Source organism: Rhodobacteraceae bacterium M382, assembly GCA_025141015.1.
In the GTDB taxonomy this organism is placed as follows: Bacteria; Pseudomonadota; Alphaproteobacteria; order Rhodobacterales; family Rhodobacteraceae; genus Aliisedimentitalea; species Aliisedimentitalea scapharcae.
On record CP081098.1, the window covers coordinates 2,361,640 to 2,378,816 of the forward strand.

Sequence of the window (17,177 nt, forward strand, 5' to 3'; positions counted from 1 at the left end):
AATCTACCGGAGCCCAGCGCGCTGCTGGCGGATCGTGGCCATGACACTGACCATACTCGGAACAACATGGATAAACGCGATATCCTAATTCAGATCCCAATGCGCAAGACTTGCAATATGCGCCTTGGTGTAGATCACATGCTTTACCGGTTGCGCAACACGGTTGAGCGGTGCCTCAACAAGCTCAAGAAAGTTCGGCCGTGGCAACCCGCTTCGACAAGACTGTTGAATGCTTCCTGGGCGTCATCGACATCGCATCACTCCGCCTTTGGATACGCCATTTGCCAACAGGGCCTAGTAGCGAACACTCCAAACCAAAATTTCGTCGCGGTGGCGACCCCGTGGCGATTGAATAGGAATATGGTCAAGGTCTGAAAGCAAAAAAGCCCTCTAAGGGACTAACCTTAAAGGGCTTTTTATGGCTCCGGCGGTAGGGATCGAACCTACGACCAATTGATTAACAGTCAACTGCTCTACCGCTGAGCTACGCCGGAACGGTGCGCGTTCTATAGCTTGGGTTTTGGGGTGCGTCCAGAGGGGAAATAATGATTTTTTCCATTTTTCACCCACACCTGTGACAGGCGTGTTTAAACCCTTTGAAATGTTGATTTGGCAGACAGTGGACCATGAGGTTTAACAAGGGTTCGACCCGTCAGATCGACCAAATGCGCGAGCACATTGCGTTCGGCGGCACCCATCAGGGCAGCGGGGGTTTCCAGGTATATCTGCTCGGCCAGGGCACGGGCTGTGGCTGGACCGCCGTCAAGGGCATCGATGATGGCCGCTTCGCGAGACAGGCGATGTGTGATCAACCAGTCCAACCGTTCCATCGGGTCGCTGACTGGGGCACCGTGCCCGGCATGAAAGACCGACCAGTCTCGGCCACGCAGGCGATTGCATGAGGTCATGAAATCGGTCAAATCGCCTTCGGGGGGCGAGACAAGCGAGCTGGCCCAACCCATCACGTGATCGCCGGTAAAACAGACGTCATTCCAACCCAATGCGATGTGATTGCCCAAATGACCAGGCGTATGGATCACCTCCAGGGTCCAACCATCGCCCTGGATCAGATCGCCATCTGTGACAACCTGATCGGGTAAAAAGTCGTGGTCCACACCTTCTCCGCCAGCCACAAGGCCAGAGGCCGCGAGCTTTTGCATCACCACGCTGCGCCCGGCCTGGGCATCACCAAAAGCCAGGATGGGCGCGCCCGTGGCCTGAGACAATCTGCGCGCCAGGGGGGAATGGTCCAGATGGGAATGGGTGACCACGATATGGGAAATGCTCTGTCCGGGTTCCACTGCGGCCAGCAGCGCCTGTAGATGTGGGTCACTGTCGGGACCCGGATCAATGACGGCCAACTGTCGGGTGCCCAGCAGATAACTGTTGGTGCCTCGATAGGTCATTGGGGATGGGTTGGGGGCCAGCACGCGGCGCAAACCGGGGGCCAAGGTTTCAGGCAGACCGGGAACCGGGTTAAAGTCATCGGGCGGCTGCGTCATGTCTAATGTCCTGTTGCGTCTTGCGAATCTGACCTGTGCTGTATTCACACCACTGATCTGGCACTATAGGCTTAGCGCATGTTTTTCCATTGGCTCAAACAATATATGCCGCGCAGCCTGTATGGGCGGGCCGCATTGATCATGGTGTTGCCGATTGTGGTTTTGCAATTGGTTGTTTCAGTTGTGTTTTTGCAAAGGCACCTGGAGGACGTGACCGTCCAGATGACCCGCACGATGGTCCGCGAGGTGCGGCTTGTCGCGCAGCAGGCGGATCCGTCGCAGACGTCGCAGCAAATGGTGGCCCGGGCACAGCCCATTCTGGATGTGTTGAATATGGGGTTGCGCGATGTCGAGCCGGACGAAGCCCCGTTCACAGACGACATCGGTTTGATTGATTATTCCGGGCACGTGGTTGCCGACACACTCTATCAGGTGTTTCCAGAAACGCTCGCGGTTCAGTTTGCGGACAACAGGGTGGTGCGGCTGGTGTTTCAGTCACAGATCGGGCCAATGGCCATAACGTTTGACCGGCGCCGGGTGACGGCGGCGGCACCGCATCAGTTGATCGTGACCATGTTGTTCTTTGGCATGTTGATGACGGTGATCGCCTTTTTGTACATGCGCAATCAGCTGCGCCCGATCAAACGTCTGGCCGAAGCGGCGCAAGCCTTTGGTCGGGGCCGTGTCGAGCCGTATTGGCCAACTGGTGCGACCGAAGTCCGGATCGCCGGCAGCGCGTTCCTGGACATGCGGGCCCGAATTGAACGTCAGATCGAACAACGCACCATGATGCTGTCAGGGGTCAGCCATGATCTGCGCACCCCCTTGACCCGGTTGCGGTTGGGATTGGCCATGATTGACGAAGAAGATGCCGAGCCGCTGTTGCAGGATGTGGATGACATGCAGCGTCTGCTGGATGCATTTTTGGATTTCTCACGTGGGGCAGGTCAGGGCACACCCGAAACGATTGCCCCGGACGTGTTTCTGCGTCGCGCGGTCGAGGATGCCAAACGGGAAGGCAAGCTGGTCGAACTGGGAGAGTGCCAAGGAACAGGCGACATCAAACTGCACCCGACGGCCATGCGCAGGGCGGTTGATAACCTGATCGGCAATGCGGTGCGTTATGGAAACCGTGCAAAGGTGTCTTATGTCCTGTCGGACAAATCCCTGCGGATCCGGGTCGAGGATGACGGACCTGGGATCCCGGCCGATCTGCGGGGCGATGCGATCAAACCCTTTACCCGGCTGGATCCAGCGCGCAATCAGAACCAGGGCAGCGGCGTTGGTCTGGGGCTTGCCATCGTGGCCGATATCGCCCGGGCCCACGGCGGCACTCTCAGATTGGGAGAAAGCCGCGAGCTGGGCGGATTGCAGGCAGACATCGTGATTGCCCGGTAACTCCGGTCAGGTCGTCAGCCCCCGAGATGGCGGGTTGATATTGACGGGCCGATATCCGGGGTGGCCGCGCTGGCGGGCATAAACGCTGTCATCAATCGTGTGATCGGCGGGGATGGCTCGGGGCTCCTGCATCGGCAAATACCAGAGCGGGCCACATTTTCGGCGTGGCCAATGACGCCGTTCGCGGGTCTTGAGGATCAGGTATTCCAAAGGCAACCAGCCGGCGGCCATCGAATTGTGGATCGGGGCCAGCGCATAGGGGTTATGCCAGGGGGCGTTGGCATCGGTGTCCGCTTTTGGCAGGGCGTGGACCAGATGATCTTCGCGGAATTTGCGGTTCAGGCGAAGGTGCCGACTGGGCTCTGGCGCGGCAACGTCATCGCATACGGCGTCTTCGTGATCGGCCTGAATTTCGGCCTGTTTGAGAGCGTCCAACATCCAGCTGAGCGTCAGCTTGCCGATTTCGGCGTTTTGACCCGTGCTGCCGCCAATGTCGCTGTGATATCCTGGGAACCAGCGTTGTTCGACATATTGTTTGCGCTTGTGCGCCGCATGGCGAAACCGGTTCGGGTAATAGTCGGTGGGTTTCCACGGCAGGGGGCGAAACATCGACCTTTTTTCATCCACCGCCAACGCATGCAGCACGATGCGCACCGACGGGTTGTGCACGACATTGGCGTGGGTCGCCAGTTCAAATACCGAACCAATGTCGGCCAAGGTCTTGATCGGGTTTGGAAATCGGATCATCGACGCAACTGTATCGAACAACCCTATCGCCCGAATCGGGACATTGGGCCGTGGACGCAAGACCCGGACATAGGCCCGCAAACGGGCAAATGTCACAGCGTCGTCCGCATCGCGTTTGGATTCTGTTACCGCGCGATAGGCCCGAAAGGCTTCGGTTACCAGATGCAGGCGTTCCGGGGCCAACAGGCCAAAATTGTGCAGAAATCCCAAAAGAACCCGCGACGCATAAGCGCCGCGCGAAAATCCGAACACATAGATCTGGTCCGCCTCGGGAAAGCCCGTTTGGGTGCCGTCCCGATAATGACGGGCGAGAAAGGAATAAGCCTCGAGCACATCGTTTTCCAACCCTCGGCCAAACGCCTGTCCAGCCAGCGCCTTGAGGTTGCGGACCAGCGCGGAATCAATCAACCGCGGACCTTCGAGAGTGCCAACGCCAGGGACATAGTGTTTCAGTTGGGTGCTGTCATCCCGCACACCGGTGTACAGTTTGAGGACATTGCTGTCCGTCGCCCCGATTTCGTTACCAGTGCCATCAAAACAAATAATAATTTTGCGCGGTGCCATCCCAATACCCCAAACGAAGAATACTGTCAGTATGGCACGAAATACATGAAACAATAGGGATAATTACCTGCCCCGAGCACAGGGATCGGGGCAGGTGGGAGGATCGGGATCAGCCGCGGCGACGGCGACGACGTCCGCCACCGGCCTCGCCATCCCCACCGCCGGTGTTGAAGTTCACCTGAGGCAGCGTCACCACCTCGGCGAGGATCGGAAAGGGTTCTGCCGAATTCGGCAGCGCCGAAGCATTGACGAAATGTTCCTGAAAACGTGGCTCAACCGCGGTTTCGATTTTTTCGATCTGGCGTACGGTCTCTTCGATCTCTCCGCGCGCCTTGGTGTTGAGCAGGGCAATCCGTGCACCCGTTCCGGCGGCGTTCCCTGCCGATGTCACCTTGTCCAATTCACAATCGGGGATCATGCCCAGAACCATGGCATGTTTGGCGCTGATATGGGCCCCAAAGGCCCCGGCCAGCACCACCCGGTCCACATTCTGAACATCGAATTTATCCATCAACAGACGTGCACCGGAATACAACGCCGCCTTGGCCATTTGAATGGCGCGGATGTCGGGGTTGGTCACGGTGATGGTTGGACCACCTTCGGCAGATCCATCCCACAGCAGATAGGCATTGGTGCGCCCGTCCTGAACACAGCGCGGCGTCCCGACCTGTTCGGCTGATCCGATCAGACCGCTGGCATCGACGATCCCGGCCATGCGCATTTCGGCGATAACCTCGATAATGCCCGAGCCACAGATACCGCTGATGCCGGTGGTGGCAATGGCCTGATCAAATCCGTCTTCGTCCGACCAGATGTCCGAACCGATGACCCGGAACCGCGGCTCCTTGGTTTCGGGGTTGATTTCGACCCGTTCGATGGCACCCGGTGCCGCACGCTGGCCGCTGGAGATCTGTGCGCCCTCAAAAGCCGGGCCAGTGGGCGATGAACAGGCCAGCACCTTGTTCTTGTTGCCCAGCAGGATTTCGGCATTGGTGCCCACGTCGACGACCAAAACCAAGTCTTCGGATTTATCCGGTGCCTCGGACAACGCCACCGCAGCGGCATCCGCCCCCACGTGTCCTGCGATGCAAGGCAGCAAATAGACGCGGGCGGCCGGGTGGATGTTCAGGTCCAGCTCCACCGCGCGCAGCGACAGCGCATTCGACGTGGCCAATGCAAACGGTGCCTGACCCAATTCGAACGGATCAATCCCAAGGAACAGATGATGCATGACCGGGTTGCACACAAACACCGCATCCACGATCAGCGCCTTGTCAATCTCGGCCTCAGAAGCGATTTGAACAAACAGCGCATTCATGCCTTCGCGCACGGCGTTGGTCATCTCCTGATCACCGCCCTTGTTCATCATCGAATAACTGACCCGGCTCATGAGATCTTCGCCAAAGCGGATCTGTGGGTTCATGATACCGCTGGAGGCCACGACCTCGCCGGTTTGCAGATCGCACAGATGCGCCGCGATGGTTGTCGACCCCAGGTCAACCGCCAACCCGTAGATCGAACCTTCGTAATAGCCGGGCCAGATGTGCATGATCTTGGGCGGGTGATTGTCATCACCCAGATGCACGGCCACGGTGACCTTCCAGCCGCCCTTGCGCAGGATCGGCTGCATACATTGCAGGATGTGCAGATCGGTCTGCACGTTTTTCAGTTCCCACTGAACGTCCAGCGCTTCGATCAGACGTTCCATATCGCCCGACGGTTTGTGCATGTCGGGTTCTTCGACCTCGACATAGAACAGACGGGTGGACGGGTTCATGATGATGTCGCGCGCCTCAGCGCGTTTGCGCACCACCTGACGGTGAACCTGGCTTTCTGGAGGGACGTCGATGACCACATCGCCTTCGACTTTGGCCTGACAGCCCAGACGGCGGCCATCAATCAGCCCACGCTTGTCCTTGTAACGCTGTTCAACCTTGTTCCATTCGCTCAGCGCGTCGTCCTGTACGGTGACGCCGTGTTTGGAAAATTCGCCATAGGACGGGGTGATCTGACATTTCGAGCAGATGCCGCGGCCGCCGCAAACGGAATCGAGATCGACTCCCAATTGGCGGGCTGCTGTCAGGACCGGGGTGCCGACAGGAAAATGCCCGCGCTTGCCGGACGGGGTGAATACGACGAGGGGATCGGTGGTCATTCGTCTGCCTTCTTTTTTGCGCGTGTTGCGCGAACAATATGGTGTTGCGCAAAAAGGAAAAGGCAGTCGGCGTCACTTTCTGGTTCGTGGGCGGCATTTGTGCAGAAAACTTGTGGATCAAATGTGCCTTTGCCGAGTGAAACCAGATGGGAAAGGCGCTGAATCACGATAAGTGAACGGAATCAGCACCGGTGTTAACCTTTGGGGCCGTGGTTTCGAAAAACACCGGAAAATTGCTGGAGTCACGCCCAATTCTGAACAGATTTCAGGAGCCATTTGGCACCATTGTCGAAGTGATTTTTGTAAAGGGTTCAATACATGGATTTTGGTTTTGATGTATCGGCGGCGGCTGCGGGTGTGTCCCAGGCGTCCGATGGGGTTTCAGGAAAATTCACTGTTATTATGATCATTGCCGCGGTTGGTATGCTGGGGCGCTCCTTGTTCGTGGCTTTTGGCTCTAGTCTGAGAATATCCAACCCACTCAAAGCTTTGTCAGGTATTGCAATGATTTTGGCGGCATTCGTCATCATGTTCGGTGGTATGGTTCTGGTCGGCAAAGGCCAAAGTATGTTGTTGATGGTACAACGCAATGTCGTCGATCCTTTTGTGGTTTCGGTACTGGATCGTGACAGCTGTGATCTGCATAGTGGTGCCTATTGCGTTATCGTGTTTGAACAAGACCGGGAACGTGTGGTGAATTGGCATGACCACCGGGTCGATATGTTTGCACTGGTCAACCCGCCCAGCGGCTCTGTGTTCCATACCGAACGTCCCCGCAGTCGGCCGCAGATCATTGTTCAGGGTGACGAGGCGGAAACTACACAACCGATATTCTGACGATCTGTCACGTTCGGGCGCAAAATAAGCCTCAAACAACCCTTTCCCCTGCTTTCGATCCATGCGATAGGGTGGCCGCCAAACGGGGCTATGCATGGGGATGACAAATGCAGATTCGTGAGGCGTTTACCTTTGATGATGTTTTGCTGGTGCCAGGGGCATCTGACGTGCTGCCAAGCACGGCGGATACGCGCACCAATGTGACGCAGTCGATTTCGTTGAACATCCCGCTGCTCAGCTCGGCGATGGACACCGTAACCGAAGCGCGCATGGCCATCGCAATGGCCCAGGCAGGCGGTATGGGCGTGATTCACAAGAACCTGGATGCCGACGAGCAGGCACGCCAGGTGCGCCGGGTCAAACGGTTTGAATCGGGGATTGTTTACAACCCGATCACCCTGACTGCGGATCAGACCCTGGCCGATGCCAAGGCGCTGCAGGAACGCTACCGCGTCACCGGCTTCCCGGTGGTGGACAGCGCAGGCCGGGTCGTCGGCATCGTGACCAACCGCGACATGCGTTTTGCCAGCGATGACAATACCCCGGTCAGTGTGATGATGACATCGGACAATCTGGCGATGTTGCAGGAACCGGCCGAGCTCGAAGAAGCCAAGTCGATGATGCGGGCACGCCGGATCGAAAAGCTGCTGGTGGTTGATGGTCAGGGCAAGCTGACCGGCCTGTTGACGCTGAAAGATACCGAACAGGCCGTGCTGAACCCCACCGCCTGCAAGGATGATCTGGGTCGGTTGCGGGTCGCGGCGGCTTCCTCTGTCGGTGACAGCGGATTTGCCCGGTCCGAGGCGCTGATTGATGCGGGTGTGGATATCGTGGTGGTCGACACTGCGCACGGCCATTCCGCAGGCGTGATCGAAGCAGTGAAACGGATCAAATCCCAATCCAATGCGGTCCAGGTGATTGCGGGTAACGTCGCCACAGGCGAAGCCACCCGTGCGCTGATCGATGCGGGCGCGGACGCGATCAAGGTTGGTATTGGACCTGGATCCATCTGTACCACCCGTATGGTGGCGGGTGTGGGCGTGCCCCAGCTGACTGCGATCATGGATTGCGCGGCTGCGGCCGGAAATGTCCCTGTGATCGCTGACGGGGGCATCAAATTCTCGGGCGACTTTGCCAAGGCCATCGCCGCTGGTGCATCCTGTGCCATGGTCGGGTCGATGATCGCCGGGACTGATGAATCCCCGGGTGAAGTCATCCTGTATCAGGGCCGGTCTTTCAAATCCTATCGTGGCATGGGCAGCTTGGGGGCCATGGCGCGGGGGTCGGCGGATCGCTACTTCCAAAAGGACGCGGCCAGCGACAAGCTGGTGCCCGAAGGGATCGAAGGGCAGGTGCCTTACAAAGGTGCGGCCAGCGCCGTGATTCACCAATTGGTAGGCGGCCTGCGTGCGGCGATGGGCTATACCGGCTGTGCCACTGTTGCCGAAATGCGCTCGAACTGTCAGTTCGTGAAAATCACCGGTGCTGGTCTGACCGAAAGCCATGTGCATGACGTCCAGATCACCCGCGAAAGCCCGAACTACCGGATCGGATAAACACGGGTGCGTGGCTGATGTGGGAAAGACCCCGCATCAGCCAAAGCGCGCAATGGATCATGACTGTCTCGGCCAATCTGATGCAAAACAGATGGTGTTTGACCGTGACTGATACAGTTTGGTGCCTGTGCTCGAATTTGATGTTGAACAGAGAAAGTGTCGTTATACGCAAAAATTCATTGTGTTCTTGATTGGTTCTTCGGGATTTGGTGTAATCGGTTTCAAAACGGGAGGCAAACTTGGGCAGTTTCTATGAATTCTTTGCAGGCGGCGGGATGGCGCGTGCAGGATTGGGGGCTGGCTGGGATTGTCTGCTTGCCAATGACTTTGATCGAAAAAAAGGGGCCACCTACGCCAAGAACTGGGGCGACGATCATCTGGTCGTCGATGACATCCGCAATATTGCGCCCGATGACATGCGGGGGACCCCGGATCTGGTTTGGGGGTCGTTTCCCTGTCAGGATTTGTCTTTGGCCGGGGGCGGCGCAGGTTTGCGAGGTGACAGGTCAGGTACCTTCTGGCCGTTCATTCATCACATCCAAGTTCTAAAGGACGAAGGGCGGGAGCCCTCGATCATTGCCCTGGAAAATGTTCTTGGGACGTTGACGTCTCATAAGGGCAAGGATTTCAACACCATCTGCGAGGCTCTTTCAAACCTAGGGTACAAATTCGGGGCAATCGTTGCGGATGCGGCGCATTTCATTCCCCAGTCCCGGCCCAGATTGTTTATCGTTGCAGTTCGGGACGGGCTTGGGGTGCCGGGTCTTGTTGCGTCCGAGGGGCCGATGGCACCTTGGCACACAAGGGGGCTGAGGAATGCGTTCGAACGTCTTTCAGACGAGCTGAAAGCAAATTGGTTGTGGTGGAGAATGCCTACACCACCGAAACGCAACGCAAAGTTCGCGGATCTTGTCGAAGACAATCCGACGTCTGTCAAATGGCACACCTCTTCTGAAACCACCGCCCTGCTGTCGATGATGTCAGAAGTGAACCTGGCCAAGGTCGAAACCGCAAAGGCGGCGGGCGTGAAAATGGTTGGAACAATCTACAAGAGAACCAGGCACGAACATGGGATCAAAGTCCAACGGGCCGAAATCCGATTTGACGAGATTGCAGGGTGTTTGAGAACGCCAGCAGGCGGATCTTCGCGACAATTGATCATGGTGGTCGATGGCGACAAAATCCGATCCCGGCTCATCTCTACACGAGAAACTGCACGCTTGATGGGGCTTGATGACAGCTATGCGCTCCCCGATCGCTATAACGAGGCATATCACCTGACCGGTGATGGCGTGGCTGTTCCAGTCGTGCGATACATTGCTCAACATCTGTTCGAAAAGATACTCATGGAAAAAGAAGCGACCAAGAGGCGAGCAAAAGCGTGAGCGAAATCCCCTGCGAAAAGAACGAAGAGCTACGACAGAAAATCCTGGAGTTTGCCGAGGTTCTGAAAACCGAGTCACACAAACTCGGTGATCATGGTTTGGATGAAAAAGATTTCTATCAGTCAGGCCTTTTTCGTGGGACGATTGAAAGGATCAGAGGGCAGTTTTCTGCTTCGATGAAAGAGAAACGCGATTTTGTGGCGTTGATACTTGGCCACATGGAGACCCGTGGCTTTATCGCAGGGTGGGGCTCGGCAGGCGAATCCAACAGGCATGACTATTTTGTTGAACTCAATACAGGTCGGACGGCCATCATCGAGTTGAAAGGCTGCCTGGACGGAAACAACACGAACATTTTTGAACGCCCGCCTCATGCGGATGAATTCATAATCTGGAGCGTTTGCAGCAATCCTGGAGCCGATCCCAGACACAATGTCTGGTCGGGTATCCATACACGATTGAGCGCCGAAATGATCGACCGCAACCAGAGAATTGATGGGCTCGTGGTTTGGGATTGGATCTGCGGGACAAGCGCCAGGCCATGTCCAAAAATCAGTGCCGATGAAACCCGATTGACAGATGTCGGGCGATACCGGATTCCTCCGCCGTGTATCTACCTGTTTCCAGGAACCGTCCCCAGTCCCAGGAACAATCCCAAGCCACGGGTCAATGGGATTGATGATGTGGGGATCTTGAAGGCAATGCACGATTGTTTTGGTGGCGCTGAGAGCGAGCTCAATCATGTTGAAATTGAAGTCGCATATCAGGGAGTTGATACCGTTCGGAAGACATCTATAAAACGTGGTGGAATTGTTCGTAAAACAACAGATCCAACGCCCATTAGACGGTCTTAGATTGTCAGGTCAGCTTGTGACACCGCCTGCTTGAATTGGTCGGGGTGTGGCGTTTCTAATGAGATGTTTGTCCTGGTCAGGAGCCTGCACGACGCGCAATTGGCAGACAAGCTGTTCGCCCTCCTTGGGGGGTGCGAGGTGTAAGCGGATGCTGTGGCGATACTCTAACAGCAACGTCAGGCCGCTCGCATTGACAATGGCGGCTATTGCGCACGACGGGCGGGCGCAAATCGATGCCGACGACCACGAAATGCAAACCTGCAATCCCCTTGAACGAGAGGCTTTTGCAGGCAGGCCGCCTGTAATTCTGCCCTTCACTATAAGTGCTCATTCGAATACTGATGCGCCCGTGAAAGGCAAAGTGATCGAGGCTTTGATGTGCTCTGATGCAAGCAACAAGGCGTTCGCCTTGGCATCACGGCGCAACATTTGGTGGTGATACGTGTGCATTGCGCGCGGATCATCCATGAAAGTCCGATCTACCACTTCGCCTAAACTGACCTGCCTGTCGCCACGCCGGCGTCAGGTCAAACACATTGGGGCACCGTCATGACACCGGCAGCACGTTTGCAGGCAGCAATCGAAATTCTGGACCAGATCCTGGATGGCAGCGCTGTGGAACAGGCATTGACGGGATGGGCGCGTCGCAGCCGATATGCCGGATCCAAGGACCGTGCCGCCGTGCGCGATCATGTTTTTTCCTCTGTGCGCCAAATGAATTCGCATGCTGCATTGGGGGGCGCGCGGACGGGCCGCGGCCTGATCCTGGGCGCGTTGCGCGCGGGCGGGGTGGACCCAGAGCCCCTGTTCACAGGGGAGCGGCATGCGCCTGCGGCCTTGAGCGAGGGCGAATTTGAGCGTGCCGTGCCGGATTTCCCTATTGTCGATCTCCCGGAATGGTTGTGGGGTGCGTTTCAAACCAGCCTGGGAGCGGACAAAGCCCATGATGCCGAACTGGCCTTGAGGGACCGTGCGCCGGTGTTTCTTCGGGTGAATTCGACCAAAGCGTCGGTTTCACATGCACAGGAGATTTTGGCCGAGGGCGGGATTGAAACCGTACCCCATCCCAGCGCCAGTACAGCGTTGATCGTCGAACGCGGCGAACGGGCAATCCGCAATTCCAGACCCTATCTGGATGGGTTGGTTGAACTCCAGGACGGGGCCAGCCAGGCCATTGTGGAACGAATGAACCTGCAAAACGGTATGCGCGTGCTCGACTATTGCGCCGGAGGCGGTGGCAAGACGCTGGCCATGGCGGCGGCGGCCCGGCTGGAACTGGTTGCACATGACGCGGCCGAGCAACGCCTAAGGGATCTTCCCGAACGCGCTAAACGGGCCGGTGCAAAGGTAAAAATTGCAAAAACTCATGATTTGAAGTCGATGGGGCGGTTTGATCTAGTGCTGTGCGATGCGCCCTGTTCCGGGTCGGGTTCCTGGCGGCGTGCGCCCGAAGGAAAATGGCGGCTTACCCCGGATCGGTTTGCTGAATTGCAGGACATCCAGGCGTCGATTCTGGCGGCCGCAGCGCAGTTGGTCAAACCGGGAGGTGTGTTGGGTTATGCAACCTGTTCGCTCTTGGTGCCCGAAAATTCGGCTCAGGTTGATCGGTTCTTGGACCATCACCCCGGATGGAGCGTGCATGACACGCATCAGTGGTTCCTTGATGAGGGTACGGATGGCTTTTTCCTCGCGCAGCTACAGGCACCTGCGGCTTGACACACGCAAGAGTTGAGTTGTACCGTCCTCCTGTGCTGGAATGCGAATTAAGCTGGGATTAACTCAAATCGCGCGAAATAGACGCCAGCGAATCCCCTGACGGAGTATCCTGGTGATCAGTCGAAACAGCTCTCCCATTCCGGGTCGGAATGCCACGGCACCAGAACATGCGCGTCTGGCAGCTGTTTTGGTGATGAGCGCAATGTTGGCAGCAGCGGGATTTGCCTTTGATATGCCGGTTCTAGCAGAACGGGGGGTATTGGCGGCGTCGCTGACTTTGGTGTTGGTGGCTATTGGGGTCACCTGGCGCACACGGATTCAGACCCGGGCCCGAAACCTTGCGACCGACCTGCTGACTCAATTTATTGAAAAAGACGCGGTTCCCAGCTTTGTCACAGATGAAGATGGGGCAATTCAGGCCTGCAACATGTCCGCCGATTTGCGGTTTCAGCAGACCAAAAGCGATACATTGGCTGGGTCGTTGCGTGCGGTTCTGTCCAATCCAACGGCGATTCTGTACCGGCTGCAGTGCCGGGCCAAGCTGGACGGCGCTGCGCGCGAAGATGTGGTAACCAGGCGGGGGCATGTGCGGCTGGCCGTGCACCAATTGGGTGAAACCGGTTTTCTGTGGCGCGTCGAAGATATGCCTGAAAAACCGCATCATGGACGTGGCCCCGAAGCCATGCCCGTGCCGATGGTCACTGTGGGGCGGTCGGGGACGGTTCTGTTCATGAATGACGCGGCGCGCACCCTGGTCGGTCAGCGCGTCAAATCGTTAAAGGCACTGTTCGCGACCCTGCCGGTGCAACCGGGACGGGTCAACACACTGACGACGGCCTCCGGACCGACGCAGGTCTTTGCCATGGAGGTCGCGACGTCTGTGGGGCGCCAGGAGTTGTTTTTTCTCCCGGTTCGAGAAACCCCCTCAAAATCCAGAATTACCGACTTTGAAACACTGCCGGTCCCGTTGCTCAGAGTGAACGCCAAAGGAGAGATCCTTGCCGCCAATACAATGGCGGCGACAATGTTGGGTCAGACGTATCGCACTGGCATGATGATTGGCGAGGTCATGGAGGGACTGGGGCGTCCCCTGGAGGATTGGCTGACGGACACAATCGCAGGGTCGGCCGTCCAGAAGTCTGAATTTCTGCGGCTCAAGCGGCGCGACAAAGAGGTTTTTGTCCAGGTAACGCTCAGCCGGGTGCCGGACGAAGACCGCCGCGAGCTGATCGCGGTCCTGAATGATGCGACCGAGCTCAAGACCCTGGAAGCACAATTTGTCCAAAGTCAGAAAATGCAGGCGATCGGTCAACTTGCAGGCGGTGTTGCGCATGACTTCAACAATCTGCTAACAGCGATTTCGGGCCATTGCGACCTGCTTTTGCTGCGACACGATCAGGGGGATCCCGACTTTGGTGACCTGATTCAGATCAACGAGAACGCCAACAGGGCAGCGGCGTTGGTCAGCCAGTTGCTCGCATTTTCGCGCAAACAGACATTGCGCCCCGAAACCCTGGATCTGCGCGATACCCTGTCCGACCTCACGCATCTTCTTAACCGTCTTGTCGGTGAAAAAGTGACGCTGACGCTCAGTCATGATCCGGTTCTCAGCCCGATCCGCGCCGACAAACGGCAATTGGAACAGGTGTTGATGAACCTTGTTGTTAATGCCCGAGATGCCATGCCCAACGGCGGCGAAATCCGAATTCAAACCGAAGTCGTCCATCTGGATGCCCCGCTGGAGCGGGACCGCGCCACGGTGCCGTCCGGGGAATACGTCGTGGTCAAGGTCAGTGACGAAGGAATGGGGATCGAAGCGGATAATCTTCAGAAAATCTTTGAACCGTTTTTCACGACCAAGCGGACCGGAGAGGGGACGGGGCTTGGTCTGTCCACCGCCTATGGCATCATAAAGCAAACTGGCGGGTTTATCTTTGTGGATTCGGTGCCGGGCAGCGGCACACAGTTTACCCTGTTCTTTCCATGTCATGATTTGGAACCCCATGCCCCCAAGCCGATGCCGAAATCCAGCGTCGTCACGACCCCGGTCGCAGGGGATGGTGTTGTGCTGCTGGTCGAAGACGAGGCACCGGTGCGTGCGTTTGCCTCGCGTGCGCTCAGGCTGAGGGGGTATACGGTTCTGGAAGCTGAATCTGCCGAAGACGCCCTGAAAACCCTTGAGGATCAAAACCTGTCCGTGGACGTTTTTGTCACCGATGTCGTCATGCCGGGGATGGATGGTCCCAGTTGGGTTCGGGAAGCGTTGAAAGTGCGCCCTGATGTGCGGGTTGTCTTTGTGTCGGGATACGCCGAAGGGGCATTTGGTGATGCGAAACCGGAAATTCCAAACTCCGTATTCCTGCCGAAACCGTTTTCCCTCACACAGCTCACCGAAACGGTTTTTGAGCAGATGCACTGACGACGACGGCTTAGGGATCTGTTCCGGCAGGCCGGAGTCAGGAGATACTGTCGTACAAATCGAACTCCGCGGCGCGTTTGCGCCTCAGAATGGTTTCGATGTCCGGAGAAAGGGTCAGTTGGAAATCCGGAGATACATTTTCACGTTTCAGTTCGAACGATACATTCAAACGGTCTCGCAGAAAGCCATTCAGCTTGTCCGGGTCTTCGTATCGGAACAGTTGTGAAACCGCGGTGCCATTGGGCTGGGGGGCAAGAAACTTGGCCTGACTGCCGACATTTGCAAAGGGGGGACAATCGCCTTTGACATAGGCGCGGACAAATTCATCAAAGCTGACATCATGAGTCGAATTCGGCCGCCCCTTCATATAGGGGCGCCGCCGGTACCTGTACCAGCTGCCCAGCCAGCTGATCGGTTCGCGCATGACGGCAATGGTTTCCATCTGTGCGTTACAGACTTTGTCGAACATCGGCCGAATGAATCGATTGTACCGATAGACCGGTGCATGTTTCAAATCCGGAGGTTCGGAAATCACCATGTCGGCCCGATCTCTCAGGGCCGTGTGATAGGCCGTTGTCCCGGTTTTTGGAACACATAGGAATACAAGGCGCTCTTTATAAAAAACAAGCATTTAGCGGCGCTTCTCTCAGGGCTGACAGATCGAAAATCATCGTAAACCAATCTTTAACACTATCGGGCAAGAGTAAAGAAGATGAATTTTTCATTTGAAATGTTCTCTTTTTGATCTCATAAGGAACAAGAGGCGAACAAACCAGCGATTGCCGCTCGGGCTCGGCTGTGACAATAAGGAAGGTAACGGGATAATGGCGGATCTTTTGACCATGAGCAGCAAGAAGAACGAAGACAAGAAAAAGGCGCTGGATAGCGCTTTGGCCCAGATCGAACGGCAATTCGGCAAGGGATCAATCATGAAGCTGGGTGATGAGGGTGCGATTCAGGAAATCGAAGCCTCCTCGACCGGGTCGCTGGGATTGGATATTGCCCTGGGGATCGGCGGTCTGCCAATGGGGCGGATTATCGAAGTCTACGGGCCCGAGAGTTCGGGCAAGACCACGCTGACTCTGCATTGTGTGGCCGAACAACAGAAAAAGGGCGGCGTTTGTGCCTTTGTCGATGCGGAACATGCGTTGGATCCGCAATATGCCCGCAAGCTGGGTGTGGACATTGACGAATTGCTGATTTCACAGCCCGATACGGGTGAACAGGCGTTGGAAATCACCGATACGCTGGTTCGGTCCGGGGCGGTGAACATGGTTGTCGTCGACTCGGTCGCGGCGTTGACACCAAAGTCGGAACTTGAAGGCGATATGGGAGACAGCAGCGTGGGTGTCCAGGCCCGCCTGATGAGCCAGGCCATGCGCAAGCTGACCGGATCAATCAGCCGGTCGAATTGCATGGTGATCTTCATCAACCAGATCCGGATGAAGATCGGCGTTATGTTTGGCAGCCCGGAAACCACAACCGGCGGTAACGCGTTGAAATTTTATTCGTCGGTTCGTTTGGACATTCGCCGCATTGGTGCGCTCAAGGACCGGGATGAAGTGGTCGGCAATGCCACAAAGGTCAAAGTGGTCAAGAACAAGGTTGCTCCGCCGTTCCGTACCGTTGAATTCGACATTATGTATGGCGAAGGCATTTCTAAGATGGGTGAACTTCTGGATCTGGGGGTCACGGCAGGCGTTGTGAACAAATCGGGGTCCTGGTTCAGCTATGGCGATGAGCGGATCGGCCAGGGTCGTGAAAACGCCAAGAAATTTCTGCGTGAAAACTCTCAGGTGGCCTTTGAGATCGAAGACAAGATCCGTGCCTCTCATGGACTGGAGTTCGACCGGCCCGACAGTGACGGTGCCGACGATATTCTCGAGGCTTGATACCGTGCGGCTAAAGCGGGGCGGAAACCTCGCACACGCGTGACAACCCAGAAACCTTTGGAACCAGGCGACCCGGCAGGGCCGTCTGGTTTTGATTTTCGGGCCATGTCGCATTTGGAGGGACCTGTGCGCATGCGGGCGGTGGACAGGGG

At 56.8% G+C, this 17,177-nt stretch carries 12 protein-coding genes and 1 tRNA gene; 8 read left to right on the forward strand and 5 right to left on the reverse strand.

Going from position 1 to position 17,177, the window contains the following annotated elements; genetic code table 11:
- Window positions 1–419: 419 nt before the first annotated feature.
- Window positions 420–494 (reverse strand) — tRNA-Asn (locus K3727_11040).
- 93 nt (window positions 495–587) lie between these two features.
- A complete protein-coding gene (locus K3727_11045) occupies window positions 588–1,502 on the reverse strand; it encodes an MBL fold metallo-hydrolase (GenBank protein ID UWQ89368.1) in 915 nt (304 codons plus the stop codon).
- Between the two features lie 78 nt (window positions 1,503–1,580).
- Here K3727_11045 and K3727_11050 point away from each other — a divergent pair, with 78 nt between their 5' ends.
- On the forward strand, window positions 1,581–2,900 hold the full coding sequence (locus K3727_11050; GenBank protein UWQ89369.1) for a two-component sensor histidine kinase: 1,320 nt from the start codon (window positions 1,581–1,583) through the stop codon (window positions 2,898–2,900).
- A gap of 6 nt (window positions 2,901–2,906) precedes the next feature.
- On the opposite strand, the gene K3727_11055 is transcribed toward K3727_11050, so the two are convergent.
- Together K3727_11055 and K3727_11060 are read right to left on the reverse strand one after the other, a co-directional pair.
- Window positions 2,907–4,211 carry a DUF2235 domain-containing protein gene (locus K3727_11055; GenBank protein ID UWQ89370.1) on the reverse strand — a complete coding sequence of 435 codons (1,305 nt, stop codon included), beginning with the start codon at window positions 4,209–4,211 and terminating at the stop codon, window positions 2,907–2,909.
- A 109-nt stretch (window positions 4,212–4,320) separates the two neighbouring features.
- The gene (locus K3727_11060) at window positions 4,321–6,366 is read right to left on the reverse strand and encodes an ASKHA domain-containing protein (protein UWQ89371.1); all 2,046 of its coding nucleotides are present in this window, start codon (window positions 6,364–6,366) and stop codon (window positions 4,321–4,323) included.
- A 318-nt stretch (window positions 6,367–6,684) separates the two neighbouring features.
- On the opposite strand from K3727_11060, the gene K3727_11065 reads away from it, so the two are divergent.
- From K3727_11065 to K3727_11090, 6 genes are all read left to right on the forward strand, one after another.
- The gene (locus K3727_11065) at window positions 6,685–7,203 is read left to right on the forward strand and encodes a hypothetical protein (GenBank protein UWQ89372.1); all 519 of its coding nucleotides are present in this window, start codon (window positions 6,685–6,687) and stop codon (window positions 7,201–7,203) included.
- Window positions 7,204–7,310: 107 nt separating this feature from the next.
- The gene (gene guaB, locus K3727_11070) at window positions 7,311–8,759 is read left to right on the forward strand and encodes an IMP dehydrogenase (protein ID UWQ89373.1); all 1,449 of its coding nucleotides are present in this window, start codon (window positions 7,311–7,313) and stop codon (window positions 8,757–8,759) included.
- A 239-nt stretch (window positions 8,760–8,998) separates the two neighbouring features.
- Window positions 8,999–10,144 (forward strand): DNA cytosine methyltransferase, encoded by a 1,146-nt coding sequence (locus K3727_11075; GenBank protein UWQ89374.1) that lies wholly within the window; start codon window positions 8,999–9,001, stop codon window positions 10,142–10,144.
- Window positions 10,141–10,998, forward strand: a complete 858-nt coding sequence (locus K3727_11080; GenBank protein ID UWQ89375.1) for a hypothetical protein — start codon at window positions 10,141–10,143, stop codon at window positions 10,996–10,998. The genes K3727_11075 and K3727_11080 overlap by 4 nt, the downstream gene beginning before the upstream one ends.
- Before the next feature lie 549 nt (window positions 10,999–11,547).
- A complete protein-coding gene (locus K3727_11085) occupies window positions 11,548–12,714 on the forward strand; it encodes an RsmB/NOP family class I SAM-dependent RNA methyltransferase (protein UWQ89376.1) in 1,167 nt (388 codons plus the stop codon).
- 193 nt (window positions 12,715–12,907) lie between these two features.
- Window positions 12,908–15,133 (forward strand): response regulator, encoded by a 2,226-nt coding sequence (locus tag K3727_11090; GenBank protein ID UWQ93349.1) that lies wholly within the window; start codon window positions 12,908–12,910, stop codon window positions 15,131–15,133.
- Window positions 15,134–15,170: 37 nt separating this feature from the next.
- Here the strand turns inward: K3727_11090 and K3727_11095 are convergent, their stop codons facing one another.
- Window positions 15,171–15,764, reverse strand: a complete 594-nt coding sequence (locus K3727_11095) for a sulfotransferase family 2 domain-containing protein (protein UWQ89377.1) — start codon at window positions 15,762–15,764, stop codon at window positions 15,171–15,173.
- 193 nt (window positions 15,765–15,957) lie between these two features.
- On the opposite strand from K3727_11095, the gene recA reads away from it, so the two are divergent.
- On the forward strand, window positions 15,958–17,025 hold the full coding sequence (gene recA, locus K3727_11100) for a recombinase RecA (GenBank protein ID UWQ89378.1): 1,068 nt from the start codon (window positions 15,958–15,960) through the stop codon (window positions 17,023–17,025).
- Window positions 17,026–17,177: the final 152 nt, after the last annotated feature.

Coding starts and splice junctions, on each gene's coding strand:
- K3727_11045 (UWQ89368.1), bottom strand. CDS start 1,502: ATGACGCAGCCGCCCGATGACTTTAACCCGGTTCCCGGTCTGCCTGAA.
- K3727_11050 (UWQ89369.1), top strand. CDS start 1,581: ATGTTTTTCCATTGGCTCAAACAATATATGCCGCGCAGCCTGTATGGG.
- K3727_11055 (UWQ89370.1), bottom strand. CDS start 4,211: ATGGCACCGCGCAAAATTATTATTTGTTTTGATGGCACTGGTAACGAA.
- K3727_11060 (UWQ89371.1), bottom strand. CDS start 6,366: ATGACCACCGATCCCCTCGTCGTATTCACCCCGTCCGGCAAGCGCGGG.
- K3727_11065 (UWQ89372.1), top strand. CDS start 6,685: ATGGATTTTGGTTTTGATGTATCGGCGGCGGCTGCGGGTGTGTCCCAG.
- guaB (UWQ89373.1), top strand. CDS start 7,311: ATGCAGATTCGTGAGGCGTTTACCTTTGATGATGTTTTGCTGGTGCCA.
- K3727_11085 (UWQ89376.1), top strand. CDS start 11,548: ATGACACCGGCAGCACGTTTGCAGGCAGCAATCGAAATTCTGGACCAG.
- K3727_11090 (UWQ93349.1), top strand. CDS start 12,908: ATGAGCGCAATGTTGGCAGCAGCGGGATTTGCCTTTGATATGCCGGTT.
- K3727_11095 (UWQ89377.1), bottom strand. CDS start 15,764: ATGCTTGTTTTTTATAAAGAGCGCCTTGTATTCCTATGTGTTCCAAAA.
- recA (UWQ89378.1), top strand. CDS start 15,958: ATGGCGGATCTTTTGACCATGAGCAGCAAGAAGAACGAAGACAAGAAA.